The following is a 23,811-nucleotide window of genomic DNA, read 5'->3' on the forward strand; positions in this document are numbered from 1 at the left end:
AACGCGCTACTTCTATTAAAAAGGTAGCGCGTTTTTTTGTATTGGCGTTTAATTAAAGGCCAATACAATATTTAATAATGATTAATCGTTATTTGGGCGACGACGGCGCTGGCCATTACCACCTACCGATTGGCGCTTTGCCCATGGGCTTTGTGCGTTGTCATCGGTTTTGGCAGCTGGTTTTTTAGAGCCACCACGACGTGGGCCGGTACCGCTTCCCCCATTGTTTGGTTTTTTGCTGTTCGGCTTATCAGACTTAGGCTTGTTAAACGGCTGCTTTGCTTTTTTAGGCTTTTTAGGTTTAATTGGGCGAGCATCTAATGCGCGCTCAGGTACTGGGCTAGTTGGTTCAAATCCAGGCTCTTCAGCGCGAGGGATTAGCTCACCAATAAAACGTTCAATACCGTATAAATCAGCGGCGTCATCGGCTGTTACAAACGAAATAGCATGCCCTGATGCACCAGCACGACCGGTACGGCCAATACGGTGAACGTAATCTTCGTATACGTTTGGTAAGTCGTAGTTAACCACATGCGGAAGCTCAACAATATCAAGACCACGTGCCACAATATCAGTCGCTACTAGTACGCGTACTTCACCACTTTTAAAGCCATCTAATGCTTTAACACGAGCGCCTTGTGATTTATTACCATGAATAGCGGCGCCTACTATGTCGTCGCGCTCAAGCTGTTTAACTAAACGGTTTGCTCCGTGCTTGGTACGGCTAAACACTAATACTTGTTGCCAATCGTTGCTACGAATTAAATGGCTAAGTAATGCGGTTTTACGCGATTTATCAACAGCGTAAACGCTTTGCGTTACGCTTTTAGCAGTGGTGTTTTTTGCCGCAACTGATATTTCAACAGGGTCGTTAATTAACCCTTTTGCCAATGCACGTATATCATCTGAAAACGTTGCCGAAAACATTAAGTTTTGGCGTTTAGGCGGCATTTTAGCAATCAGGCGTTTAATGTCGTGAATAAAGCCCATATCAAGCATGCGGTCCGCTTCATCAAGTACCAGCACTTCAACATTATCAAACTTAACAGCGTTTTGATTGTGTAAATCGATTAAACGCCCAGGCGTGGCCACTAAAATATCAACCCCTTTACGAAGGCGCTGCATTTGTGGGTTTATTTTTACGCCGCCGTACACTACAAACGAACTTACATCAGAGTGCTTAGCGTATTCTTCAACGTTTTCGCTTACCTGCAAAGCCAGCTCACGCGTAGGCGCTAAAATAAGGGCACGTACGTGGTTACTTTTTGCTTTACTGCCTTTAGATAACAGCTCAATTAGCGGTAACGTAAAACCAGCGGTTTTACCTGTGCCTGTTTGTGCAGCCGCCATCACATCGCGACGTTCAATAATTGCAGGAATTGCTTGAGCCTGAATAGGCGTTGGCGTTTCATAGCCCTTTTCTAAAACCGCGTTAACTAAAGACTGTGATAAACCTAAACCATCAAAACTCATAAAATCTCTCAATAAAATAAAGGCCAAACCGGCCAAGGGCGCATTATACGCAACTAACTTAGAAATGCATGGAAATATTCACTTTGCCAAATAAGCACTCAGCGCAAAAATAGCGAATAGCAATACAAAACAGCACTATGCCATTAAAGCAGATACGTTTTTGTGAATTAAAATATGTACTACCTAAGGGCGATTAAATCGCAGCGCGGGGGATATAACCCAATGGGCTATGTAAAACAACAAAAGCGGCTAAAAAGCCGCTTTTGAATAGATGCTATTTAAAAAGCAACTATTATTTAACACCTAGCTCGCGTAAACGCTCTTGTAGGTAGCTGTCTGCAGTGTAGCGCTCAGAAAGCACTACATCAGGACGTGGGTGTAAAAACAGCGGTAAAGAAATACGCGACTTAGTCGACGCTTTACCTGTTGGGTTTATTACACGGTGAATAGTCGATGGGAAGTACCCGCCCGACGCTTCTTGTAACATGTCACCAATATTAATAATTAAGCTACCAAAGTCACATGGCACATCTAACCAACCGCCATCTGTTTTTTGAACTTGCAGGCCTGGCTCGTTCGATGCAGGTAACACAGTTAATAAGTTAATGTCACCATGTGCTGCAGCGCGAATTGCACCTGGCTCTTCATCACCTGTCATTGGCGGGTAATGTAAAATGCGTAACAATGTTTGCTCAGAATCAGCAATCATGTCTTTTAAATCGATAGAAAACTTAGCACGTACATCGGCTGGTGCCTCTGCTTGAACCCAGCTTAAAAGCGTTGCTGCAAATTCGTTAGCTAAGCGGTAGTACTCACGCACGTCGGCTTCAAGCTCTGCAGGCACGCGACCTTTAGGGTAAACATGAAAGTACTCTTTAATGTCTTTTACTGTAAAGCCTTTAGCTACCTCAGATACAGAAGGCGGGAAATAACCGTCTTGCGTTTCTTTAGAAAATAAAAAGTCGTGCTTTTGCTCTGAATTAAAAAAGTCTTGCCATTTTTCGTAAATAGACTCAACTAAAGATTGCGGGATTGGGTGATTTTTTAATACACCAAAACCGGTGTTTCTTAACGATTCAACAAAGTGAGCAGCCGCATCGGGAGCTTTATAATCAACAGTAGGTAATTGCATTGTACGTTCCAGTGAATAGGTTGTTAGAAGTGAGCTGCTTTAAAATATAGCTAATTAGCCAATATAAAGTAGCAAAACCTTCATTATAGCGCTGTGCGAGGATAGACAAACCACCCAAAAAACATAAGGACAAATGTCCTCTCGATGAAATAGTAAGCAGTTTACTTGATCAAGATCAAAGCATAATGAACATTGAAATTACACTAGTTAGTGCTTATATCTTATCTATTATTGTAACGTATTTTAATGAAACACTAAGGCTCTTCTATGCGACAAAAAGTATCTTTTAAAAGCGGCGATTTAGAACTTGCAGGCCAGCTTGAACGCCCAGCCGGCGATGTAAAGTTTTATGCTTTATTTGCACACTGCTTTACCTGTGGTAAAGATATTGCTGCCGCTACGCGCATAAGCCGCGCCCTTACCCAACAGGGTATTGCCGTACTGCGCTTTGACTTTACCGGCCTTGGCAATAGCGACGGCGACTTTGCAAACAGTAACTTCTCATCAAATATTCAAGATTTAGTGGCCGCAGCCGATCACCTGCGTACGCACTTTGATGCGCCGCAGTTATTAATTGGCCACAGCTTAGGCGGCGCTGCCGTACTGGCTGCTGCAGAGCATATTCCTGAGGTATCGGCTATTACAACAATTGGCGCTCCTTCAGATGCACAACACGTTGCACATAACTTTGAAGCCCATTTAGACGAAATAAACGCCGCAGGTGAAGCTAAAGTTAGCTTAGCTGGGCGCGAATTTACCATAAAAAAACAATTTGTAGAGGACATAGCAAAGTACGACCGTAGCCATATAGGCAAATTAAAACGCGCACTTTTAGTTATGCACTCCCCTGTTGATGCCACGGTTAATATTTCAGAAGCCGAGAAAATTTACGCATCAGCCAAACACCCAAAAAGCTTTATTAGCCTCGATAACGCCGACCACTTACTAAGTAATAAAAACGATGCCGAGTACGCTGCTACGCTAATTGCTAATTGGGCAAACCGCTACGTTAAATATGAGCAAAGCAACTACAGCGCAAAATTAGAAAACGGCAAAGTACTGGTTGAAGAAAAAGATCATATATTTACTCAGCACGTAAGTACTAAAGATCATACATGGCTTGCCGATGAGCCATTAAAAGTAGGTGGCAGTAATTTAGGCCCCGATCCTTACGACCATATACTCGCAGGCCTAGGCGCGTGTACCTCAATGACACTGCGTATGTATGCAACCTTAAAAAAGTTGCCGCTTGATCATGTAAAAGTAGAGCTTGAACACACCCGCGACTATTACAAAGATTGCGACAACGGCGAATGTACCCAAAACCTAGAGGCCATTACCCGTAAAATTACCCTACGCGGCGACTTAACCGAAGCACAGCGCCAGCGTCTGCTAGAAATAGCCGACAAATGCCCCGTGCATAAAACCCTGCATAACAGCCCAATTGTAGTAAGTGAATTAGTTGAGTAACTAAAACAAAAATAGCGCAGCTGTGGCTGCACTATTTTAGATGTTCAATAAAGCAATCTCACAATCTGAGATAAAATATAGAGGTTGAATAACAGGTACAATTCTAGTAGTTTGTTAGTAAAAATTATACAACCAAGGATAGGTATGAATAGTATGAATAAAAATACTTACTATGAGCGCAACAACTTTTCAATTTACGAAGTAACAAACAAAACAGGTATCGAGTTAACTTTATCTGAGCTAAAACAAATTGAATTGGCTATGCTAATTACCCCAAAAGCATTAACAACTTTTATTAATATATTGCACAACCCTGCTAACTTAGATGAAAAGAAAAAAGAAAAATTCGAATCAATTATGAAACAATATGGTTTTGTTAATTCAATTAATTTTGAAACAACACGAACATTTTTAATCCGCCAAGCGCGTAAAGTAATTAACCTTATTGGTTCTATGTATTTGACCCCACAAAAATTGTATAAATGTGCTGAGTTTGGCGATGCTACCTATTATGAGAGATATGGAATTATAGGGTTTGGTAAGAGCTTTTTCGAAGTAGGAACTGACAGAAAAGTTGATACTATCGTTCACGAGTTTAGTCATGCGGTATGGACTTCTGAAGATACGGCATATAATGCTAGAACAGCTATGAAAGAGCTTAATATAATCGCGCGAAACGCACGAATAAATCAAAACGCCCAATATAGGAAAGAAATTCTATCCTCTTCATACGCATTTGAAAATGCAGTACGAGCAGCCCAATGAAAAAAATTATTATTCCCATCGTTTGTTTAATAAGTTACTCATCTCTTGTTAAGTCTGAAGAAGTTAAAGAAAGCCCTATCACTACCTCCTCTTTCACTTTTTGTCATCTAGATACTAAGTGTACAACGAATATTAGACTAGCTAACACAACACCGTATCAAGTTAAGATAAGCTCTCTCGCTTTTAATGAACAAGGAATCGATTTAAATTCGATGTATGTATTTGAAGAAAGTAGATACTACGATTTAAAAGAGAATAATTTAGATACAGGTATTTCAGAGCAACCCATACAGGGACGCAGACGTGCCTACAAGCAATTATCATCATTAGAATTCGAGCCACTAGAAGTCAAGTTTATAGAGCTAAAGGGCATAGAAGAGAGGTTTGCATTAGAGCCTGGGAAAAGGTATATGGTAGGAACACTTACTCCATTTGTAAACTTGTACATTAATGGTAAATTTGCCGATATCATCACAATTAGAACAAACTATTCACTGTTAACAATTCCTACAGAAGATATGGAAATAAAAGAACGTCCAATAAAGCAGTTTGCTACGCCACACGGGTAATCAGTAGTAATAATCCACTAGCTCTGTTTAGTGGATTTGAAGTGAGTTAGGATGATAGTGGCAGAACAAATTTGTTATTCCGACCATATCTTTTTTGAAAATGCAGTGCAAGCAGCCTAATGAAAATTTTAGTGAATATTATACTTTTTTTAATTAGTTACTCTACTTTTGCCAACTCTGAAGAAGTTATCGAAGGTCCTATTGCTGCATCTTCTTATACATTTTGTCATATAGATACTAAATGTATAACTAGTATAAGGTTGGCAAATACTTCGCCTTATCAAGTTAAATTAAGCTCTCTTGCTTTCAATGAACAAGGTATCGACTTAAACTCAATGTTCATATATGAAGTGGATGAATACTTCTCAATAAGAGCAGAAAACCCCAATGCAAAGGTCCCTGAACAACCTATACAAGGGCGCCGGCGTGCACACAAAAAATTATCCTCGATAGAGTTCGAACCGCTTGAAGTAAAGTTTATTGAGCTAAAAGGCATGGAAGAGAGGTTTGCTTTAAACCCCGAAAAAAAATACTTAGTGAGTACAATTACACCGTTCGTCAACTTGTACATTAACGGTAAGTTTGTTGATATCATTACCATAAGAACGAAATATTCACTCCTAGCTATTCCTACAAAAGATATGGAAATAAAGGAACGGCCAATAAAACAGTTTGCTACGCCGCAAGGGTAACCTGCAATAATATACATACTTTGTTTAATGCCACTCAAAATTCTGCGTCAGCTTAAACCTTTATATATCAAGCCAGCTTAAAGTTGGCTTGATTATATATCTTGGCTAATTATCTAAAAACGCCCCTACTTCTTTACTCATTCTCTGTACCAGCCATTTTGGCCCGCCGTCGTGCATATCGTTGTGGCGCGATTTTTCAATCATTACTTGGCTAACAGGGAAGTTTTTTAGCTCTGTTTCATTTAATAAAACATTCGCATCGGCTGGGTAATCACTACCACGCAGTGTAAGCACGCGTATGTTTTTATTACGTGGGATCAACATGCGGCGATGATCGAGGGTAATTAGTTGGCTTACTTCATTTGGGTATATTGAAGCATATAAAGCAGATATATCGCCGCCGTTAGAGTGGCCAAATAACGTGAGCTGAGAAAAGTTATACTCAGGGTATTGAGCACTTAGCTGATTAACTAAAAATTTAAGGGTAACCACACCGCGATGCCAGTTTTCCATGCGGGTAGTTAAATATGGCTGTATACGATTAAGTGCAGGGTCGGTTTTAAGCTCATGCGCGACTGCGATGCTTAAATAACCCTGTGCATTAAATAGCTTACTCGCAAACGTGTATTCATTGTGGCTAATGCCGTAGCCCGCATTAATAAAAGCTACAGGGCACTTTATCTGCGCGCTGCATGTATTACTGTTATTTGGAAGTGTGATATTTATAGGGATGGTGCGATTGCGGCTTTGATCCACTATTAAATCATCATCAGCAAAGCTTAATGGTGATATTAAACTCACGCTTAGGCTAAATGCACTTAATGTTAGTAACTTTTTTATTGTTTTATGCATGTTTTAACTTATATAAATTATTGTTTTTAAATAAAAATAACTTTTACTATAAAGGTTAGCGCGCGCCATTGCTAATGTATGCGATAATACGGGTATTATTTTTAGTTAATTTAGAAAAGTACCCCATGAAATCATACAGCACTATTGAACAACGTATCGACATTTTGCAAAGTCGAATAGAAGCCTATAAAGAAGAAATTGCCGTGTTACAGGCCGAGCCAAAAAGTAACAACGAGCGTATTATTTTTAAATTTATTGAAACAGGCAGCACAGGTAAAACAAAAGACTTTGTGCGCGAACTTGGTATTAAGTCGCCGCGCGATAGCTTATATTCATCAGGCGATGTAACCAAATTAATCAAAGACGGCGCTGATGACATCACCCCTGCACTGCTTGAAATTGCCCGCACATTGGCAAACGCTCGTAATAAAAATGGCCCTAGCTGTTAATACCAAGCTACAGGCCACTGTTTAATCTTATTAAAGGTTATTCATTGTTTAGAGGCTTGCAATATGCAGCTTCTAAACGCTCCTCACATATTAATCGCAAAGCTCAATATTAAGGCTTGTCAGTAAATTAAGGGCTTCAAAGCGCTCAAACTTAGCCCCCGCTAACGTATTACTGTTTAAATCTATATTAAATTCTGTAGCCCCTACAAAGTCACAATCAGTTAAAGTGGTTTGAAAAAACTCACTATCGCGAAAATTACTTCCTGTAAATGTACTTTGCTTTAAATTGGCATGTCTAAAATCAACATATTTTGCAAAGCAGTGAATTAATTTTAGTGATTTTAAAGTTAATTCATAAAAAGAGCTGTTACTAAGCTCACAGCTATTAAAGCTCACCGGCGCATCAATACTTAGCGCTCCCCAATAAGCATTGCTCCATTGCACGCTGTTTAACTTACAATGGCTAAAGCTTACATTTTCAAGCGAGCTGTATCCCCAATCAATGCTCGATAAATTGCAATGCTCAAAGCTGCACTCTATAAATCGACACGTTTTAAATTGCCCCTGAGATAAGTCGCAATTTATAAACGTACATGCTTCAAATTCTGTGTTTTCGAGTGTGTGTTTTGCTAGCTGTAAGGCACTAAATTGCTGATCGCAATAATAGTTATTATTAGAAATTGGCACTGTGCCTACGTGTCCGTATTTAGGGTTGTTTAATGGGCATAAGGGCTGGTTTTTGGCAAATCTTGTTTAAGCGCTAATAAGGCGATAAAAATTAAGCCAAAGAGCGGAAATACCGCTAAGCATCCGCCCACAAAAGCTAAAACGCCCGGCATGGTGCTTTTGCGTTTACCTATTTTGTAGCTAATCAGCGCAAAAATTGGAATGCAAAACAAAATAAAAAAAGCTAAAAATTCACCAAATAATGTGAGACTAAACGACATAAGAACTCCCTCTCTATTGAAAAATATTTGATACCAAGCAACTTAAATATTTAACTATTCTAGCGTGCTAAATAGACTAATAACTTAACACGATTAGTATGAACTGGTTTAAATTTAACCATAAAAAAACCCCTAGGCATACTCCTAAGGGTTTTTAAATCTAGCTAAGCGCATTTGTTGCGCGCGGTATTACTCTTCGCTAGGAATTGCTTTTTCTACCACACTGATTGCAAGCTCAGTTAACGAGTCGCTATTAGCTTTGCTAGGTGCATCGGTTAATAAGCACGATGCTTGAGTGGTTTTAGGGAACGCAATAACGTCACGAATGTTATCGGTACCACATAAAAGCATAACTAAACGGTCAAGACCAAAGGCTAAACCAGCATGTGGTGGTGTGCCGTATTTAAGGGCATCAAGTAAAAAGCCAAACTTGTCTTGTTGCTCTTGCGCATCAATACCTAAAATTCTAAATGCTGCTTCTTGCATATCAGCATTATGAATACGTACCGAACCGCCACCTACTTCGTAGCCGTTTAATACCATGTCGTAAGCATCTGAAATAGCCGCGGCAGGGTTTGCTTCAAGCTCTTCTGCGCTAATATCTTTTGGTGCTGTGAATGGATGATGCACAGCATGTAACGTGCCTTCGTCATCTTCTTCAAACATTGGGAAGTCAACAACCCAAAGTGGCGCCCAGCTATCAAGGTTAGTGATTTCTAAATCAACACCAATCTTCAAGCGAAGCGCGCCCATTGCTTCGTTTACAACGTTGCGTTTATCGGCACCAAATAAAATAATGTCGCCCGTTTGTGCGTTAGTACGCTCAAGTAACTGGGTAATTACCTCTTCGTTTAAAAACTTAGCAACTGGAGATTGAACGCCTTCAGCGCCTGCATCACGGTCGTTTACTTTCATCCACGCCATACCTTTAGCGCCGTAAATGCCAATAAACTTAGTGTAATCGTCAAGTTGCTTACGCGAAAGCTTAGCGCCACCCGGTACTGTTAATACAGCAACGCGGCCTTTTTCGTCATTAGCTGGGCCTGAAAATACGTTAAACTCTACGTCTTTTACTAAATCAGCTACATCAACAAGCTTCATTGGGTTACGTAAGTCTGGCTTATCAGAACCGTAAAGGCTCATTGCTTCGCTGTAAGGCATAATTGGGAAATCGCCTAAATCAACGTTTAGTAATGATTGCCACATTTCACGGATCATTTTTTCAGTCATACCACGTACTTGATCAGAGCTCATGAACGAGGTTTCTAAATCTATTTGGGTAAATTCAGGTTGACGATCGGCACGTAAATCTTCGTCACGGAAACATTTAACAATTTGGTAGTAACGGTCAAAACCCGACATCATCAACAATTGCTTAAACAACTGTGGCGACTGCGGTAATGCGTAAAAGCTACCTTTATGAACACGACTCGGTACTAAGTAATCGCGTGCACCTTCTGGTGTTGCTTTTGTAAGTACAGGTGTTTCAATGTCTAAAAAGCCATTGTCATCTAAAAAGCGACGAACAAAGCTGCTTGCTTTAGCGCGCAGTTTAATACGGTCGCTCATTTCAAGGCGACGTAAATCTAAGTAGCGGTACTTTAAACGGCGCTCTTCAGAGTTGGTTTGATTAAAATCAAGCGGAAGCGGCTCAGAGCGGTTAATAATAGTTAGCTCAGTACCTAAAATTTCTACTTCGCCTGTTGCCATGTCTTTATTTACTTGGCTTTCTGGGCGCGCACGAACAACCCCTTTTAACTGCACACAAAACTCTTGGCGAAGTTTGTTAGCGTTATCCATTAGTCCTTCAACCTCTGGATCGAATACAACTTGTACTAACCCTTCTCTATCGCGTAAATCGACAAAGATAAGTCCACCAAGGTCACGTCGTTTGTTGATCCAGCCACATAGTTCAACTTCTTGATCTACGTGAGTTTTATTTAGCTGTCCGCAATATATAGAGCGCATAGTTTTCCTGTCAGATAAAAGGCTTAAACGGTTATATTTATTTGTTTTAAGGCGTGTGATTTAAAAAACTGGTCACCACAATACAAATAAAGCCGCTAGCAATCTAAAAATAATCAAATTAAGCCCTGCATTATACCCAAGTAGTATCAAGATGCTAGGGCGTGTTGAACGTTGGTGGTTGAATTTGCAGCAGTATGTTTGGCTTTTAGGCAAGACAGAGTCTATGTAGTGTGGTTATTCCCCATAAAAAGGCGATAACGCAGCATAAATGCCAAACATGCGCTGCCCTTTGGGTTCTTTCTAGGGACGATTAACTCTTTGTTGCCTACATGGATGTAGGTAAGGGGCGTGAGCAGGACGCGGAAGCTTTGCTCGATTTTTACTTATTCTTACAGGGATGTAAGTCATTAGAATAACGCAGGAGCAGTTATCGAGCCCACTAGGTTACAAACCTCGCGCCGCGATTTAATCGCCCCTAGATTGAACAAATTTCAATCTACAAAGATCAACACGCCCTAGGCCGTGTGTTTAGCTTTGTAATGTTAATTTGCAGCAAGCACCGTATGTATTTGGTACACTTACGCCACGAAGTCATTTAGCCACCCTTTTTATGTTATATATTGGATGCCCTCAGTGGTCGAGCAGCGCCTGGAAAGGCAACTTATTTACCCGCCAATGTAAAAATGCCGATATGCTAAGCCAATATGCCCAGCATTTTAATTCAGTTGAAGGCAATACCAGCTTTTACGCAGACCCAGCGCCAAGCACTGTTTTACGCTGGGCTCAAAGCGTACCCGAGGACTTTAAATTTACGTTTAAGTTTCATCGTCGCTTTAGCCACGAGCTTGCGCTTAGTAATGTTCAAACAGAACTTAATGACTGGCTTACGTTATTTGCCCCAATACTTGAAAAAACAGGGCAAATAATGCTGCAATTACCCAAAGCGTTTGGTCCAAGCGATTTACCTAAATTAACGCAATTTATTAGCTTGCTCCCCAAAGAGCTAAATTACGGCGTAGAAGTACGCCATAGTGGTTTTTTTAAAAAAGGTGAGGCCGAAATTGCCCTTAATCAGCTATTAATGGCAAATAATATAAACCGTATTTCTATGGATACCCGTGCGCTTTTTGCAGTAAAGCCCACCACCGAGGCTTTAATAGATGCACAACAAAAAAAGCCCCACTTACCGGTACATGCAATAGCTACTGGCTCGCAGCCGATGGCACGCTTTGTAATAGCCGATTTACAAAACGACTATAAACCCTTTTATAAACCGTGGCTCAATAAAGTAAAACAATGGCTTGATGAAGGTAAATCCCCGTATGTGTTTTTTCATACTGCTGATAACCGTGAATCTCCACTACTCGCTAGGCAGTTTTGTGAAGACCTAGGGTATAATCACCCAGTATTAAATCCATTCAACGGCGAAAAAGAAGCCCACCAGCCAACGCTTTTTTAAATAGAGAATAAAAATGAGTGAATACGCACGTTACTTTAGCGGCTACCCAGCTAACATTGTTGAGCAAGTATTGAGCCTTATAAATAACAATAAGGTATGTAACTACTTACTTAAAAAGTACCCGCAACCGCATACTATAACCACCGATAAACTACTTTATAGCTACGCCACTGATTTAAAAAAACAGTATTTAAAAAACGCCCCACCGTTTGGCCGCGCTGCATTTAAAAAACAAGGTGATATGGTTACCAACGCACTCGGTACTCACACCTACCGCATGCAGGGTAAAACCCGTAAGCACGATTTAGCCATAAACAGTGACTTACTGCGCGCACCCGAGCCACTGTTAAAAGCGCTAGTCGTACACGAACTCGCCCACTTTAAAGAAAAAGATCACAACAAAAGCTTTTATAAACTGTGCTGCCACATGGAGCCGCAATACCATCAGTTAGAGTTAGATTTACGAATTTTTTGTGTGGTGGTTGCGATGGGAGAGAATCCTTATTCATGAACGGTCAGCGGTCAGCGGTCAGCGGTCAGCGGTCAGCGGTCAGCGAAAAATAAATACAACCTAACTCGTAATCAAAGTTCTCAATAAAAAACGCGATTTAAAATCGCGTTCTCTTTGGTAACTTTTCTACTGACCGCTGATAGCTTAAAACTGACAGCTCAAAAGCACGTTGGGTTTCGCTTCGCTCAACCCAACCTACATTACAGCCCTAGCTCAGCCATAAAGTCATCATCGGCATCATCTTGTTCTGCTTCTTTTGACTTAGCTTTTGCTTTTTCGGCCTTTTGCTTAGCTTCGTTTTCGATAATGTCATCAGGGTCTATCGCTTCTACAATGTCAAAGTCATGTAGTTTAATAAACTCTGTTTTATCCATTGCCAGCTCTAGGTAAAAGATATTTTGGTTGCGCGTAGTAAAGGTTACGCGGCGTGCTTGTGGGCGATCCATAGTGGTATCAACCGATATTTGCACTTGTTTATTAATCGCCATCATTTTTGGCTGGTTTTGCGTAATAGAGGTATGTAACTGCTCACGCACTTTAGAAGTGAAGTCACCAACAATTTGGTTCATCAGCTCGCCCATTACATTTGAAACGTCATCTGATAAATGACTGTGGGCAATTTCTTCTTCAGGCATGCCCATATTGCGCATGTAATCGCCGTAAATTTCCATTGCCGCTTGCGCTGTAAAATTAGTGACTACAAGCCCTGTAAAGCCACCATCAAATAATACAAAACAGCCAATGTCTGGACGCATACAGGTGCGCGTTATTTTTTGCACCATAGCCGAGTAGCTAATTTCGTTACCACTGGCTGATGACAGAACACCCGTCACTGAATGACATAGGGTTGCTAATATATCGTCTGTGCTAATTACCTTACTTTTGCTCATTTAACGTTCTCTTTTATACTTATTATTCATAATTCTAGCCAAGCTACTGAATTTATCACTGACTATCCAGTATAAAATGTTAAAATAGTGCCATTATTTTTAAAGAGACTGCCTTAGTGAGTATAAAAGACAGTATTTACGCCTCTGAGCAACAAGTAAAAGATTTTAGCTTTGACCAAAATGTGGTTGAGGTTTTTCCGGATATGATCCAGCGCTCTGTGCCTGGGTACGCCACCATTGTAAGCACTATGGGTAAATTGGCCGGTGAATATGCGCAAAGTAATTCAAACCTTTACGATTTAGGCTGCTCGCTTGGTGCGGTTACCCTAAGTATGCGCCGTAATATTCGCACCGATAACTGCCACATTATTGCTGTAGATAACTCACAAGCTATGGTTGAGCGTTGTAAGGTTCATTTACAAGGCTTTAAGTCAGACGTGCCTGTTACAGTAACTTTAGGCGATATTAACGAGCTTGAGATTCAAAATGCGTCGGTAGTGGCCATGAATTTTACCTTGCAATTTATTCCGCCATTACAGCGACAAGCCGTGCTTGAAAAAATTTACGCTAACTTAAAACCCGGTGGCGTACTGCTACTTAGCGAAAAAATTAAAGCCGAAAACGAGCAGTGCGATAATTTATTAATTGATTTGCACCACGACTTTAAACGCCACAATGGCTACTCAGAGCTTGAAATAAGCCAAAAACGTACTGCCATTGAAAACGTGATGCGCCCCGATACGCTAAGCACTCACTTTAATCGTTTAAGCGACATTGGTTTTAGCCAAACGCAGGTGTGGTATCAATGTTTTAATTTTTGCTCAATGGTAGCAATTAAATAAAGAGAGTGACTTATGTCTCAATGGTTTAACCAATTTTACGCAGCAATTGCACAAAGCCCGCTTAGCCACTGGCTAGAAACCCTGCCCGCTCAATTAAAGCATTGGCAAAACGAGGCAAGCCATGGCGATTTACCAAAATGGCAAAAAGTACTTAAAAATCTGCCAGAAGTAAAAACAACCCACGTTGATATCGCCACTAAAGTAGAAATTGGCGCACCGGGGGAGATGAGTGATGGCGAGCAAAAACAAGCCACGCATTTATTAAAACGCATGATGCCATGGCGCAAAGGCCCCTTTACTGTACACGGTATTGAAATAAACACTGAGTGGCGCAGCGATTGGAAGTGGGACCGCCTGCTTCCCCATATTGAGCCATTAAAAGGCCGTACAGTATTAGATATAGGCTGTGGCTCTGGCTACCACTTATGGCGTATGCGTGGTGAAGGCGCTGAATTTGTAGTGGGTATTGACCCTTCTGATTTATTTTTGTGTCAATTTCAGGCCATTAAACATTACAACCCAGACGAAAACGTGCATTTATTACCATTAGGTGTAGAAGCACTCCCCGAGCTTAAAGCGTTTGATACGGTGTTTTCTATGGGGGTGCTGTATCACCGCCGCTCGCCTATCGATTTTTTAGCGCAGTTAAAAGCGCAGCTTCGCCCAGGTGGCGAACTCGTACTAGAAACGTTAGTAATTGAAGGCGATGAAAACACCGTACTGGTACCTACCGACCGCTACGCAAAAATGCGCAACGTTTGGTTTATTCCAAGTACTGCTGCACTAAAACTGTGGATGGAACGCGTTGGCTTTAAAGATGTGCAAATAAAAGATTGCGCAATTACCACGCTTGATGAGCAACGCAGGACCGACTGGATGGAAAACGAATCGTTAGTTGATTTTTTAGACCCAAACGATACCAGTAAAACCATTGAAGGTTACCCTGCTCCACTTAGAGCAATACTAACTGCCAAAGCATAAATAACTAAAAAGCACCGAGGGCGTGTTGTTCTTTGATGGTTGAATTTGCAGCAGTGTGTATGGTTTTTAGGCAAGACAGAGCCTATGAAGTGTGGTTATTCCACATAAATAGGCGATAACGCAGCATAAATGCCAAACATGCGCTGCCCTTCGGGTTCTTTCTAGGGACGATAAACTCTTTGTTGCCTACATGGATGTAGGTAAGGGGCGTGAGCAGGACGCGGAAGCTTTGCTCGGTTTTTACTTATTCTTACAGGGATGTAAGTCATTAGAATAACGCAGGAGCAGTTATCGAGCCCACTAGGTTACAAACCTCGCGCCGCGATTTGAACGCCCCTAGATTGAACAAATTCCAATCCGCAAAGGTCAACACGCCCTAGGGTGCTTTTTTTGTGCAATTAACAAACTAATAGCGGACAAGTGTCCTTGTTAATTATTTCAAAACTATATTTGAGCTAGCCGCGCAGTTGCAATTGTTGTAAAATACGCGCGTTTCTAAGCTATCGAAAAGCAACCCCAAGCAATTATTTGAGGAAAACCTGTGAGCGAACAAAAACAGTCATTAAGCTATAAAGACGCGGGCGTAGATATCGACGCTGGTAATGCACTTGTTGAGCGTATTAAAGGCGTAGTTAAAAAAACGCGTCGTCCAGAAGTAATGGGCGGAATTGGTGGTTTTGGCGCTCTTTGCGAAATTCCAGAAGGTTACAAACAGCCAGTACTAGTGGCAGGTACTGACGGTGTAGGTACTAAACTACGTTTAGCTATCGACTTAAAAAAACACGACACTGTAGGTATTGATTTAGTTGCAATGTGTGTAAACGATTTAATAGTACAAGGCGCTGAACCCCTGTTTTTTCTAGATTACTATGCAACAGGTAAACTAGATGTAGACACAGCGGCCGATGTAGTAACCGGTATTGGTAAAGGCTGTGAGATTTCTGGCTGTGCCCTGATTGGCGGCGAAACAGCTGAAATGCCAGGTATGTACGATGGTGAAGACTACGACATGGCCGGTTTTTGTACCGGCGTAGTAGAAAAATCTAAAATTATTGATGGCACAAAAGTAGCAGCCGGCGATCAACTTATTGCCCTTGCCTCTAGCGGTCCGCACTCAAACGGCTTTTCTTTAATTCGTAAAGTGCTTGAAGTATCAAACGCCGATACGAACCAAGTTATTGACGGCAAAACACTAGGCGAGCACTTACTAGAGCCAACCCGTATTTACGTTAAGCCTTTACTTGAGTTATTTAAGCAAGTAGACGTGCATGCCCTATCGCATATTACTGGCGGCGGCTTTTGGGAAAACATTCCGCGTGTATTACCTGATTCTGCAAAAGCAGTAGTTAAAGGCGATAGCTGGGAGTGGCCAACCGTTTTTAACTGGTTACAAGAAAACGGCAATATTACTACGCACGAAATGTACCGTACATTTAACTGTGGTGTAGGCATGGTATTAGTAGTACCAGGCGATGCGCTAGAGCAAAGCTTAAGCATTTTAAAAGAGCTTGGCGAAAACGCATGGCACCTTGGTGAAATTCAAGATGCTGTTGCCGGCGAAGAGCAAGTAGAAATTGTAGGTGGTGCTAAGTAATGGCACCCATTCGCTTAGTGGTATTAATATCGGGTAGTGGTTCTAATTTACAAGCCATTATTGATGCCTGCGAGCGCGGCGAAATAAACGGACACATAGCGGCTGTTATAAGTAACAAAGCAGACGCTTACGGCCTTGAGCGTGCAAAACAAGCAGGTATTGCTACAAAAGTGCTCAGTCACAAAGATTTTGACTCGCGCGAGGCCTATGATGCGCAATTAATGAACGTTATTGACTCTTTTATGCCAAATCTAGTTGTATTAGCTGGGTTTATGCGTATTCTTACTCCTAGCTTAGTGCAAAAATATGTTGGAAAAATGTTGAACATTCATCCATCTTTGTTGCCTAAGTATCAGGGGCTGAATACCCACCAAAGAGCAATTGATGCAAAAGACGATGTTCATGGCGTAAGTGTTCATTTTGTAACTGAAGAGTTAGACGGCGGTCCCGTTATTCTTCAGGCGCAAATACCTGTACTCAAGGATGATACAGCAGAAACATTAGCTAAACGCGTGCACGAACAAGAGCATATAATTTATCCTTTGGTGGTCAAGTGGTTCAGTGAACACAGACTTACTATGGAAGCAGATTATGCAGTTCTTGACGAAAAACAACTTCCTGCACACGGCGCGCACTACCCACAATAAAAAAATAAGTGCCCTGCTGTTATGTGTGGGCGCTTTACTTCCTACTAGCCTAATTGCAGGCGAACTAACAGAGTATCAAGCCAGCTACGATATTTTACGCAAAGGTAAAAATCATGGCGAGGCAGTACGCGAACTTAAAAAAGTTGGCGAGCAAACATATCAACTTACTTATCACAGCAATATTGAGTGGATGATTTTCTCTGACAAGCGAGAAGAAACCTCAGTATTTACTTTTTTAGATAACAAAGTCACTCCTCATCATTACAATATGGTGCGTACCGGCACCGGTCCAGATAAAGATTATAAAATAGACTTTGATACACAAAATAAAGTGGTCACCAGCAGCACTAGCGAATACCCGCTAAAGTGCGAATGGACTGACGAATTTCAAGATGCTATTTCGTATCAAGTACAAGTACGCGAAGGCTTAAAAAAAGGCGAAACTTATTTTTCGTTTCCGCTTATTGATAAAAAAGGCAATCGCCGCGACTACAACTTTGAAGTGGTTGGCAAAGAAATGATTTCGCTGCCAATTGGTAACGTAGAAGCTATAAAAGTAAAACGTTTATACGATAACGATAAACGCCAAGCCCTTGCCTGGTTTGTACCCGAAATGGACTACATGCTAGTACGTATGTGGAAAGGAGAAAAAGGCATGGAGCAGTTTGAAGTACAAATGAATTCATTTACCGTTACCCAGCCTGTTCCTACTCCAGTAAGCGAGAGCAGCGAAGTAAGATCAGAAGCGCCGTAAACACGGTGATAGCAAACACAAAAAAACGCGATTTTATATCGCGTTTTTTTGTGTTTGCTTTTAGGCTATTTAACTAAATTAATTCGCCCATTTTAAATAACGCAAACTCCCCTGGCTGCATTTTTTGCCAGCGTTCGTCGTTGGTTAATGGCCGTGTAGCTATTACTGTTACTACATCGTTTGGGGTGGTTTCTTCGTTAAAATCAACCACCATATCGGCATCAATTAACGTTGCTTTACCAAATGGCGCACGGCGCGTTATGTAGTGTAAGTTATTAGTGCAATACGCCAATACAAATACGCCATCGGTCAATAACATATTAAATACGCCCTTTTCACGTAACGTATGTGAAAGCTTAGCCGCATATCTAAATACAGAGGCCATATTAGAGGGGCGTTTTGGGTATTTTTCACGAATTTTATCTAGCAACCAACAAAACGCCAGCTCACTGTCGGTGTTACCCACAGGGCGATAATATTGTGGTTTCAAATCGTGATAGTTAGATAACTGGCCATTATGTGCATAGGTAATTTCGCGTCCCCAAAGCTCACGGGTAAACGGATGGGTATTTTCAAGGCACACTCGGCCACGGTTGCCTTGGCGAATATGGCTAATTACCGACACACTTTTAATAGGGTAGGCTTTTACTAGCTTGGCGATTTCTGATTGATAGCTTGGCTCAGGATCTTTAAAGGTTCTACACCCTTTACCCTCGTAAAACGTAATACCCCAGCCATCTTTATGCGGGCCAGTATTACCACCGCGCTCTAATAAACCTGAAAAACTAAAACAAATATCCGTAGGTACGTTGGCTGACATGCCAAGTAATTCACACATTAATAAACTAACCCTTAAAAAATACGTATAAATAGCGCTGTACTTTACTGTGCGCTACAACAGACATACTTACTTAAAAAAACTTTTTTGGCTAGCTGATTTACTGATTTTTAGCGCTTAAATAATCGCTGTGATTGAATTAAACACAGCAGTGGTGCATGCTTGTTCCTTATAAAGGGAATAAGGATAAGCATAATGGCTAGTTTGTCGTTAATTTAACGCTGTAATGTACTTGAAACTTACGCTCACTAGCGCTACTCTAACTGAGGTGGTCTGACCTCTATTAAGGAATAAGCAATGACACTCATATTTACACTCGGTTTAATCGCACTGCTCAGCATCGCGGTTTACCACAGAGCGAGTTGGAACACAGCACTTGGTGTTTCTGCCGCAACATTATTAATTGGTACCTTTGCAGGTGCTTTTGGTTTAATTAGCTGGTTGATCTTTTTGATCATCGCAGTTCCTCTTTCTGTTACTGGCATTCGTCAGCAATACATAATCAAGCCGATTTTTACTACCTTTAAAAAAGTAACGCCAAGCATGTCTGACACTGAAAAGTCAGCAATCGATGCCGGTACTACGTGGTGGGAAGCTGATTTATTTTGTGGTAACCCAGATTGGAAAAAGCTACACCAATACCCAGTACCAAAGCTGACTATTGAAGAGCAAGCCTTTATTGATGGCCCTGTAGAAGTAGTATGTAGCATGCTAGATGATTGGGAAGCAACACACGAGCTTACCGATTTACCGCAAGATGTATGGCAATATCTAAAAGATAATAAATTCTTTGCCATGATCATCAAAAAAGAATACGGCGGTTTAGAGTTTTCTGCGTTTGCACAATCATGTGTTCTGCAAAAGTTAACCAGTAAATCGACCTTACTATCGTCAATTGTAGGTGTACCTAACTCGTTAGGCCCAGGTGAATTACTACAGCACTACGGTACAGAAGATCAAAAAAATCATTATTTACCGCGCTTAGCCCAAGGCCAAGAAATTCCATGTTTTGCATTAACTTCGCCAGAAGCAGGCTCTGACGCGAGCTCAATTCCAGACTATGGTGTTGTGTGTAAAGGGCAATGGAACGGTGAAGAAGTAGTAGGTATCAGCCTTACCTGGAACAAGCGTTACATTACTCTTGCACCAGTGGCTACAGTACTTGGTCTTGCCTTTAAACTACAAGATCCAGATGGTTTACTAAGCGACAACAAAGAGCCAGGCATTACCTGTGCACTTATTCCAACTAACACGCCAGGTGTTGAAATTGGTCGTCGTCACTTCCCACTTAACGTACCATTTCAAAATGGCCCGACTCGCGGTAAAGATATTTTTGTACCCCTTGATTACATTATTGGTGGCCCAGAAATGGCTGGCCAAGGCTGGCGTATGCTGGTTGAATGTTTATCGGTTGGCCGTGCAATTACATTGCCGTCAAACTCTGCCGGTGGCATTAAAACAATTGCCGTAGCCACAGGTGCATACAGCCGTATTCGTCGTCAGTTCCGTTTACCTATTGGTAAAATGGAAGGTGTTGAAGAGTCACTGGCTAAACTTGCAGGTTACGCTTACAGCTCAGATGCAGCGGTTAGTATGTCAACGGGTGCGGTAGATTTAGGTGAAAAGCCTTCGGTTGTTTCAGCTATTATTAAATATCACCTTACCGAGCAAATGCGCGAGTCGACCATTCATGCAATGGACGTACTTGGCGGTAAAGGGATTATGCTTGGGCCAAATAACTATTTAGGTCGTGGCTATCAAGGTGCCCCTATTGCTATAACAGTAGAAGGTGCCAACATCTTGACCCGTAATATGATTATTTATGGTCAAGGTGCAATTCGCTGTCATCCATTTGTACTAACCGAGCTTGGTGCTTGTGAAATTGAAGACCGCGAAGAAGCGCTTAACGTATTTGATAAAGCGCTAATGGGCCACATTGGCTTTACAATGTCGAACCTTGTACGTACTAAGTGGCTTGCGCTTAGTGGTGCACGTTTTACTAGCGTACCGTACAAAGACGACACCGCAGAGTTTTACCGTATAGCATCACGCTTTAGTGCATCGCTCGCGCTTATGTCTGACATTAGCATGGCGGTATTTGGTGGCTCGCTTAAACGTAAAGAACGTATTTCAGCACGTTTAGGTGACTTACTAAGTTACTTATATTTAGTGTCTGCAACGCTTAAACGCTATAACGACGAAGGCCGTAAACAAGAAGATTTAGCCCTAGTAAAATGGAGCTGTCAGGATCATCTTTACCACTGCCAACGTGCCCTTGCTGATTTAATCAATAACATGCCGTCTGCCCCATTACGTGGTGTATTAAAAGTATTGTTGTTCCCGTTTGGTCGCCCGGTTCGTAAACCTACCGACAAACTTGAGCATAAACTAGCACAACTACTTCAAGTACCTAGCGAAACGCGTAACCGTTTAGCAAGCTATGTTTACTTAAAAGATGAGCCACTAAACCTAGTTGGCCGTCAAGAGCAAACACTTAAAGACGTACTGGCTGTAGAGCCGTTATTTGAACGAGTATGTAAAGAAAAAGGCCTTAAACTGCCATTCTTCCAACTTGATAAAGTAGCGCAAATGGGCCTTGAAGCTGGCATATTAAGCCAAGCAGAAGCTGATAAATTAGCCGCTGTTGAAAAAGCCCGCTTAGATGTGATTAACGTTGATGACTTTGACCCAGCTGATTTATTAGCAGGCAAAGCCGCACGTAAAAGTGAAGACAGCAAAGCAGATGCAGCTTAACCCGTTAGGTTAACGCAGCCAACAGTCCGCCTGTTGTGATCATCCAAACCAGCGCGTAATGCGCTGGTTTTTTTTGCACGATAGCTTGTTGGAGTGCGCACCAAATAATGCCAGTTAATAGCAACAAGCCACTTGCTTGGTTGAATAAAGCAAAAAAACCAATAAGCGAAAGTAAGACCACAATTAAACTAGGAGCAAATTGGCCAGTAAAAAATGCTGTTTGCTTATTCTGCATTTTAAAAAACACACTATATTGTTGATGTAGATGACTACAATCAAATTGTAATGAACTACTAAACAACACCACAAAAGCAAGTGACAAAATACTGAATATATCAGCTAAATTAGCGCGCTCTTGTAGTAGTACCTCAAATGCCATAAATACGCACAACAATAAAGCACCTCGCCAAATCAAAGCCCAGCTGTTGTGTATAAAAAACATTAGCCAAAAGCCTGTAAGTGAGCTTAGCTCTAACTTAGCTGCAAAATTAAAAGGTACCATTAAGGTGCTTAAGGCAAATAACAGCACAAAGACACACTGATAAGTCAGTGGACTTACATCAAACGGTAACATTAGCCACATTGCAGATAACAAAAATCCATAAACAAGCGCTATTGGCTTGTATAAGCATAAAATGCCGAGCGTAAATTGTAATAGTAAAAACACCAAAAAATGCGGCACCTTAAGCCACTGGTTTATGCTCAGGTCAATCGCGATAACAAGACTTGCAATCAACCAGCCATTACTTAACAGCAAAAGCTTTATATCCACCAAACCAAGCCAATACCGCTTTACCAATGTCTGTTGAAACGCTCGTTGGGCTGAGTTTTTTATTGCAGACTTCATTGCGCTCAACATTACACTTTGTAGCAGCAAATACAGCCAAGCCATTTTCGCACCATATTGAGGTGCATCACTACTATCAATAATTTTTCCAAGCCCTAAAAAAAGTAGCAATATCAAACCCAACACTGACGAGCCTAACACCACTAAAAATAACACCCCAAAGCTTTTCAGTTGTAATAATAATTGTGTAAGTTCAGTCTTGTATGCCTGAAAACGATAATCCATAAAAAAGCGGTATTGGCCAATTGATTGTTTTAAATTTGCAATCATAAAGGAATACACTCAAAGCCATGCAGTAAAAAAGGCTCGGGCTCGTGACAGGTAATAATTATTTGACCTTGTGGCTTATTTACTAAATATTCATCAAGTAAAATTAGTAAATACTCAATACTCGCTTGATCAAGTGCTGCACTGGGTTCATCTAACAGTAAATACGGTGCATCGCGCATAAGCGCTAAAATTAACTGACACTTCTTTTGGTTTCCTGATGATAGAGCGTCAAAGCGCGTATTTAGAAATTCATTAAAATTAAACCCATCGACTATAGCTGTTGGCCAACAACAGCCAAATGTATTTGAGGATAAGTTAATTATTTGCTTTGCTGTTAAAAAGTCGGGTAAAGCAATACTGTCAGAGGCTATAGCAACTTGCTTATGTGGTTCGGTTAATGCGTTTCCAGAAAACAAAAGCTCACCACTTTCGTAAGTTTCAAGCCCCGCTAACATCATCAATAGAGTTGTTTTCCCTTGGCCATTAGGTGCTTCGATGCACACTTTTGGCTGCTAAACACTTTATTGTAATCACGATAAACCACGTTGGTAACAAACTGCTTATTTAAGCCAGTCACTTCAATCATAAAATATCCCTATAAGTAAGCGTGATATTATAAATAAACTTTTATGAGAAACAAAACCCATCACCACAGCTTTAAAACAACACTAACGGGAAAGTAACTTCGCTTTCTAATAGCGATAAATCTTTAGCAAAGTGAAACAGTATCAGAAGCTCTGAAATAGCTTGTGACATCAACAGCGTTCCTCTCTAACACTTCACTATAAAGATAAGCTTTTTACATCTGCGGAGCTATGACTTAGCCTCAAGCCATATAAACTACTTTAAAGGACAATTTGAATTTTGATAACACGTAAAGCTATGAACTAAACTAAAAATTAAGCTATGTGTTTTTAATTCAAATCTACTACGGTTTACGTGTAAATTATGGCTGATAGCAGATAAAAAATTATATTTGGATTAGTTAATAAGGAAATTATTTATTGCTTGCTATTGAGGAAATAACAAGTGGCGGAGTGGACGGGACTCGAACCCGCGACCCCCGGCGTGACAGGCCGGTATTCTAACCAACTGAACTACCACTCC

The 23,811-nt window shown here is 41.1% G+C and carries 22 protein-coding genes, 1 tRNA gene and 1 pseudogene; 13 read left to right on the forward strand and 11 right to left on the reverse strand.

Annotation, left to right across the window (positions count from 1 at the left end; translation table 11 throughout):
• Positions 1–81 precede the first annotated feature (81 nt).
• Both MTF68_RS10180 and MTF68_RS10185 read right to left on the reverse strand, forming a co-directional pair.
• Complete coding sequence (locus MTF68_RS10180) at positions 82–1,473, reverse strand: DEAD/DEAH box helicase (RefSeq protein ID WP_004589525.1); 1,392 nt, start codon at positions 1,471–1,473, stop codon at positions 82–84.
• A gap of 292 nt (positions 1,474–1,765) precedes the next feature.
• Complete coding sequence (locus MTF68_RS10185) at positions 1,766–2,605, reverse strand: 2OG-Fe(II) oxygenase family protein (protein ID WP_004589526.1); 840 nt, start codon at positions 2,603–2,605, stop codon at positions 1,766–1,768.
• Between the two features lie 267 nt (positions 2,606–2,872).
• On the opposite strand from MTF68_RS10185, the gene MTF68_RS10190 reads away from it, so the two are divergent.
• The 4 genes from MTF68_RS10190 to MTF68_RS10205 all read left to right on the forward strand — a co-directional run bounded on the left by MTF68_RS10190 (position 2,873) and on the right by MTF68_RS10205 (position 6,101).
• The gene (locus tag MTF68_RS10190; protein ID WP_096041952.1) at positions 2,873–4,075 is read left to right on the forward strand and encodes a bifunctional alpha/beta hydrolase/OsmC family protein; all 1,203 of its coding nucleotides are present in this window, start codon (positions 2,873–2,875) and stop codon (positions 4,073–4,075) included.
• A 144-nt stretch (positions 4,076–4,219) separates the two neighbouring features.
• A complete protein-coding gene (locus MTF68_RS10195; RefSeq protein ID WP_248462403.1) occupies positions 4,220–4,840 on the forward strand; it encodes a hypothetical protein in 621 nt (206 codons plus the stop codon).
• Positions 4,837–5,409, forward strand: a complete 573-nt coding sequence (locus tag MTF68_RS10200) for a hypothetical protein (protein ID WP_248462405.1) — start codon at positions 4,837–4,839, stop codon at positions 5,407–5,409. The genes MTF68_RS10195 and MTF68_RS10200 overlap by 4 nt, the downstream gene beginning before the upstream one ends.
• A 119-nt stretch (positions 5,410–5,528) precedes the next feature.
• Positions 5,529–6,101, forward strand: a complete 573-nt coding sequence (locus tag MTF68_RS10205) for a hypothetical protein (protein ID WP_248462407.1) — start codon at positions 5,529–5,531, stop codon at positions 6,099–6,101.
• Between the two features lie 105 nt (positions 6,102–6,206).
• On the opposite strand, the gene MTF68_RS10210 is transcribed toward MTF68_RS10205, so the two are convergent.
• Positions 6,207–6,953, reverse strand: coding sequence for an alpha/beta hydrolase (locus tag MTF68_RS10210; RefSeq protein WP_248462409.1), 747 nt, complete (start codon positions 6,951–6,953; stop codon positions 6,207–6,209).
• Positions 6,954–7,078: 125 nt separating this feature from the next.
• On the opposite strand from MTF68_RS10210, the gene MTF68_RS10215 reads away from it, so the two are divergent.
• Entirely contained in the window at positions 7,079–7,402 is a 324-nt protein-coding gene (locus MTF68_RS10215) for a hypothetical protein (RefSeq protein ID WP_004588950.1), read from the forward strand.
• A 90-nt stretch (positions 7,403–7,492) separates the two neighbouring features.
• Here MTF68_RS10215 and MTF68_RS10220 read toward each other — a convergent pair whose 3' ends face one another.
• From MTF68_RS10220 to aspS, 3 genes are all read right to left on the reverse strand, one after another.
• Positions 7,493–8,089, reverse strand: coding sequence for a pentapeptide repeat-containing protein (locus MTF68_RS10220; protein WP_248462411.1), 597 nt, complete (start codon positions 8,087–8,089; stop codon positions 7,493–7,495).
• 29 nt (positions 8,090–8,118) lie between these two features.
• Positions 8,119–8,349 carry a hypothetical protein gene (locus tag MTF68_RS10225; RefSeq protein ID WP_054983881.1) on the reverse strand — a complete coding sequence of 77 codons (231 nt, stop codon included), beginning with the start codon at positions 8,347–8,349 and terminating at the stop codon, positions 8,119–8,121.
• 189 nt (positions 8,350–8,538) lie between these two features.
• Positions 8,539–10,317, reverse strand: coding sequence for an aspartate--tRNA ligase (gene aspS / locus MTF68_RS10230; RefSeq protein WP_029772588.1), 1,779 nt, complete (start codon positions 10,315–10,317; stop codon positions 8,539–8,541).
• A 610-nt stretch (positions 10,318–10,927) separates the two neighbouring features.
• Here aspS and MTF68_RS10235 point away from each other — a divergent pair.
• On the forward strand, positions 10,928–11,776 hold the full coding sequence (locus MTF68_RS10235; protein WP_248462413.1) for a DUF72 domain-containing protein: 849 nt from the start codon (positions 10,928–10,930) through the stop codon (positions 11,774–11,776).
• Between the two features lie 13 nt (positions 11,777–11,789).
• Positions 11,790–12,287: a YgjP-like metallopeptidase domain-containing protein gene (locus tag MTF68_RS10240; RefSeq protein ID WP_248462415.1), complete on the forward strand. Its 498-nt coding sequence runs from the start codon at positions 11,790–11,792 to the stop codon at positions 12,285–12,287.
• A 200-nt stretch (positions 12,288–12,487) separates the two neighbouring features.
• Here the strand turns inward: MTF68_RS10240 and MTF68_RS10245 are convergent, their stop codons facing one another.
• On the reverse strand, positions 12,488–13,177 hold the full coding sequence (locus MTF68_RS10245; protein ID WP_004588943.1) for a DUF3334 family protein: 690 nt from the start codon (positions 13,175–13,177) through the stop codon (positions 12,488–12,490).
• A 116-nt stretch (positions 13,178–13,293) separates the two neighbouring features.
• Here MTF68_RS10245 and cmoA point away from each other — a divergent pair, with 116 nt between their 5' ends.
• The 5 genes from cmoA to MTF68_RS10270 all read left to right on the forward strand — a co-directional run bounded on the left by cmoA (position 13,294) and on the right by MTF68_RS10270 (position 17,995).
• On the forward strand, positions 13,294–14,019 hold the full coding sequence (gene cmoA, locus MTF68_RS10250; protein ID WP_004588942.1) for a carboxy-S-adenosyl-L-methionine synthase CmoA: 726 nt from the start codon (positions 13,294–13,296) through the stop codon (positions 14,017–14,019).
• A gap of 12 nt (positions 14,020–14,031) precedes the next feature.
• Positions 14,032–15,000, forward strand: coding sequence for a tRNA 5-methoxyuridine(34)/uridine 5-oxyacetic acid(34) synthase CmoB (gene cmoB / locus MTF68_RS10255; RefSeq protein ID WP_248462416.1), 969 nt, complete (start codon positions 14,032–14,034; stop codon positions 14,998–15,000).
• Positions 15,001–15,541: 541 nt separating this feature from the next.
• On the forward strand, positions 15,542–16,594 hold the full coding sequence (gene purM / locus MTF68_RS10260) for a phosphoribosylformylglycinamidine cyclo-ligase (RefSeq protein WP_138579437.1): 1,053 nt from the start codon (positions 15,542–15,544) through the stop codon (positions 16,592–16,594).
• Positions 16,594–17,241: a phosphoribosylglycinamide formyltransferase gene (gene purN / locus MTF68_RS10265; protein ID WP_004588939.1), complete on the forward strand. Its 648-nt coding sequence runs from the start codon at positions 16,594–16,596 to the stop codon at positions 17,239–17,241. Before purM ends, purN begins: the two co-directional genes overlap by 1 nt.
• Positions 17,242–17,257: 16 nt before the next feature.
• On the forward strand, positions 17,258–17,995 hold the full coding sequence (locus MTF68_RS10270) for a DUF3108 domain-containing protein (protein ID WP_248462684.1): 738 nt from the start codon (positions 17,258–17,260) through the stop codon (positions 17,993–17,995).
• A 73-nt stretch (positions 17,996–18,068) separates the two neighbouring features.
• On the opposite strand, the gene MTF68_RS10275 is transcribed toward MTF68_RS10270, so the two are convergent.
• Positions 18,069–18,833: a class II glutamine amidotransferase gene (locus MTF68_RS10275; protein WP_004587229.1), complete on the reverse strand. Its 765-nt coding sequence runs from the start codon at positions 18,831–18,833 to the stop codon at positions 18,069–18,071.
• 297 nt (positions 18,834–19,130) lie between these two features.
• Here MTF68_RS10275 and fadE point away from each other — a divergent pair, with 297 nt between their 5' ends.
• The gene (gene fadE / locus MTF68_RS10280) at positions 19,131–21,587 is read left to right on the forward strand and encodes an acyl-CoA dehydrogenase FadE (RefSeq protein WP_029772579.1); all 2,457 of its coding nucleotides are present in this window, start codon (positions 19,131–19,133) and stop codon (positions 21,585–21,587) included.
• Between the two features lie 4 nt (positions 21,588–21,591).
• On the opposite strand, the gene MTF68_RS10285 is transcribed toward fadE, so the two are convergent.
• The 3 genes and pseudogenes from MTF68_RS10285 to MTF68_RS10295 all read right to left on the reverse strand — a co-directional run bounded on the left by MTF68_RS10285 (position 21,592) and on the right by MTF68_RS10295 (position 23,811).
• Positions 21,592–22,704, reverse strand: coding sequence for a DUF6136 family protein (locus tag MTF68_RS10285; protein WP_248462418.1), 1,113 nt, complete (start codon positions 22,702–22,704; stop codon positions 21,592–21,594).
• Positions 22,701–23,290: pseudogene (locus MTF68_RS10290) on the reverse strand (ATP-binding cassette domain-containing protein). Before MTF68_RS10290 ends, MTF68_RS10285 begins: the two are co-directional and overlap by 4 nt.
• Before the next feature lie 444 nt (positions 23,291–23,734).
• Positions 23,735–23,811 (reverse strand) — tRNA-Asp (locus MTF68_RS10295).

Origin of the sequence: Pseudoalteromonas sp. 2CM37A (genome assembly GCF_023161885.1) — a bacterium.
Lineage (GTDB): Bacteria > Pseudomonadota > Gammaproteobacteria > Enterobacterales > Alteromonadaceae > Pseudoalteromonas > Pseudoalteromonas atlantica.

Bases quoted from the DNA above. Each gene is read 5' to 3' on its own strand.
- MTF68_RS10275 (WP_004587229.1), bottom strand. From the start codon at position 18,833: ATGTGTGAATTACTTGGCATGTCAGCCAACGTACCTACGGATATTTGT.
- purN (WP_004588939.1), top strand. From the start codon at position 16,594: ATGGCACCCATTCGCTTAGTGGTATTAATATCGGGTAGTGGTTCTAAT.
- MTF68_RS10190 (WP_096041952.1), top strand. From the start codon at position 2,873: ATGCGACAAAAAGTATCTTTTAAAAGCGGCGATTTAGAACTTGCAGGC.
- MTF68_RS10225 (WP_054983881.1), bottom strand. From the start codon at position 8,349: ATGTCGTTTAGTCTCACATTATTTGGTGAATTTTTAGCTTTTTTTATT.
- MTF68_RS10205 (WP_248462407.1), top strand. From the start codon at position 5,529: ATGAAAATTTTAGTGAATATTATACTTTTTTTAATTAGTTACTCTACT.
- fadE (WP_029772579.1), top strand. From the start codon at position 19,131: ATGACACTCATATTTACACTCGGTTTAATCGCACTGCTCAGCATCGCG.
- MTF68_RS10210 (WP_248462409.1), bottom strand. From the start codon at position 6,953: ATGCATAAAACAATAAAAAAGTTACTAACATTAAGTGCATTTAGCCTA.
- MTF68_RS10215 (WP_004588950.1), top strand. From the start codon at position 7,079: ATGAAATCATACAGCACTATTGAACAACGTATCGACATTTTGCAAAGT.
- aspS (WP_029772588.1), bottom strand. From the start codon at position 10,317: ATGCGCTCTATATATTGCGGACAGCTAAATAAAACTCACGTAGATCAA.
- MTF68_RS10285 (WP_248462418.1), bottom strand. From the start codon at position 22,704: ATGATTGCAAATTTAAAACAATCAATTGGCCAATACCGCTTTTTTATG.
- MTF68_RS10245 (WP_004588943.1), bottom strand. From the start codon at position 13,177: ATGAGCAAAAGTAAGGTAATTAGCACAGACGATATATTAGCAACCCTA.
- MTF68_RS10240 (WP_248462415.1), top strand. From the start codon at position 11,790: ATGAGTGAATACGCACGTTACTTTAGCGGCTACCCAGCTAACATTGTT.
- MTF68_RS10180 (WP_004589525.1), bottom strand. From the start codon at position 1,473: ATGAGTTTTGATGGTTTAGGTTTATCACAGTCTTTAGTTAACGCGGTT.
- MTF68_RS10185 (WP_004589526.1), bottom strand. From the start codon at position 2,605: ATGCAATTACCTACTGTTGATTATAAAGCTCCCGATGCGGCTGCTCAC.
- cmoB (WP_248462416.1), top strand. From the start codon at position 14,032: ATGTCTCAATGGTTTAACCAATTTTACGCAGCAATTGCACAAAGCCCG.
- MTF68_RS10235 (WP_248462413.1), top strand. From the start codon at position 10,928: ATGTTATATATTGGATGCCCTCAGTGGTCGAGCAGCGCCTGGAAAGGC.
- MTF68_RS10200 (WP_248462405.1), top strand. From the start codon at position 4,837: ATGAAAAAAATTATTATTCCCATCGTTTGTTTAATAAGTTACTCATCT.
- MTF68_RS10195 (WP_248462403.1), top strand. From the start codon at position 4,220: ATGAATAGTATGAATAAAAATACTTACTATGAGCGCAACAACTTTTCA.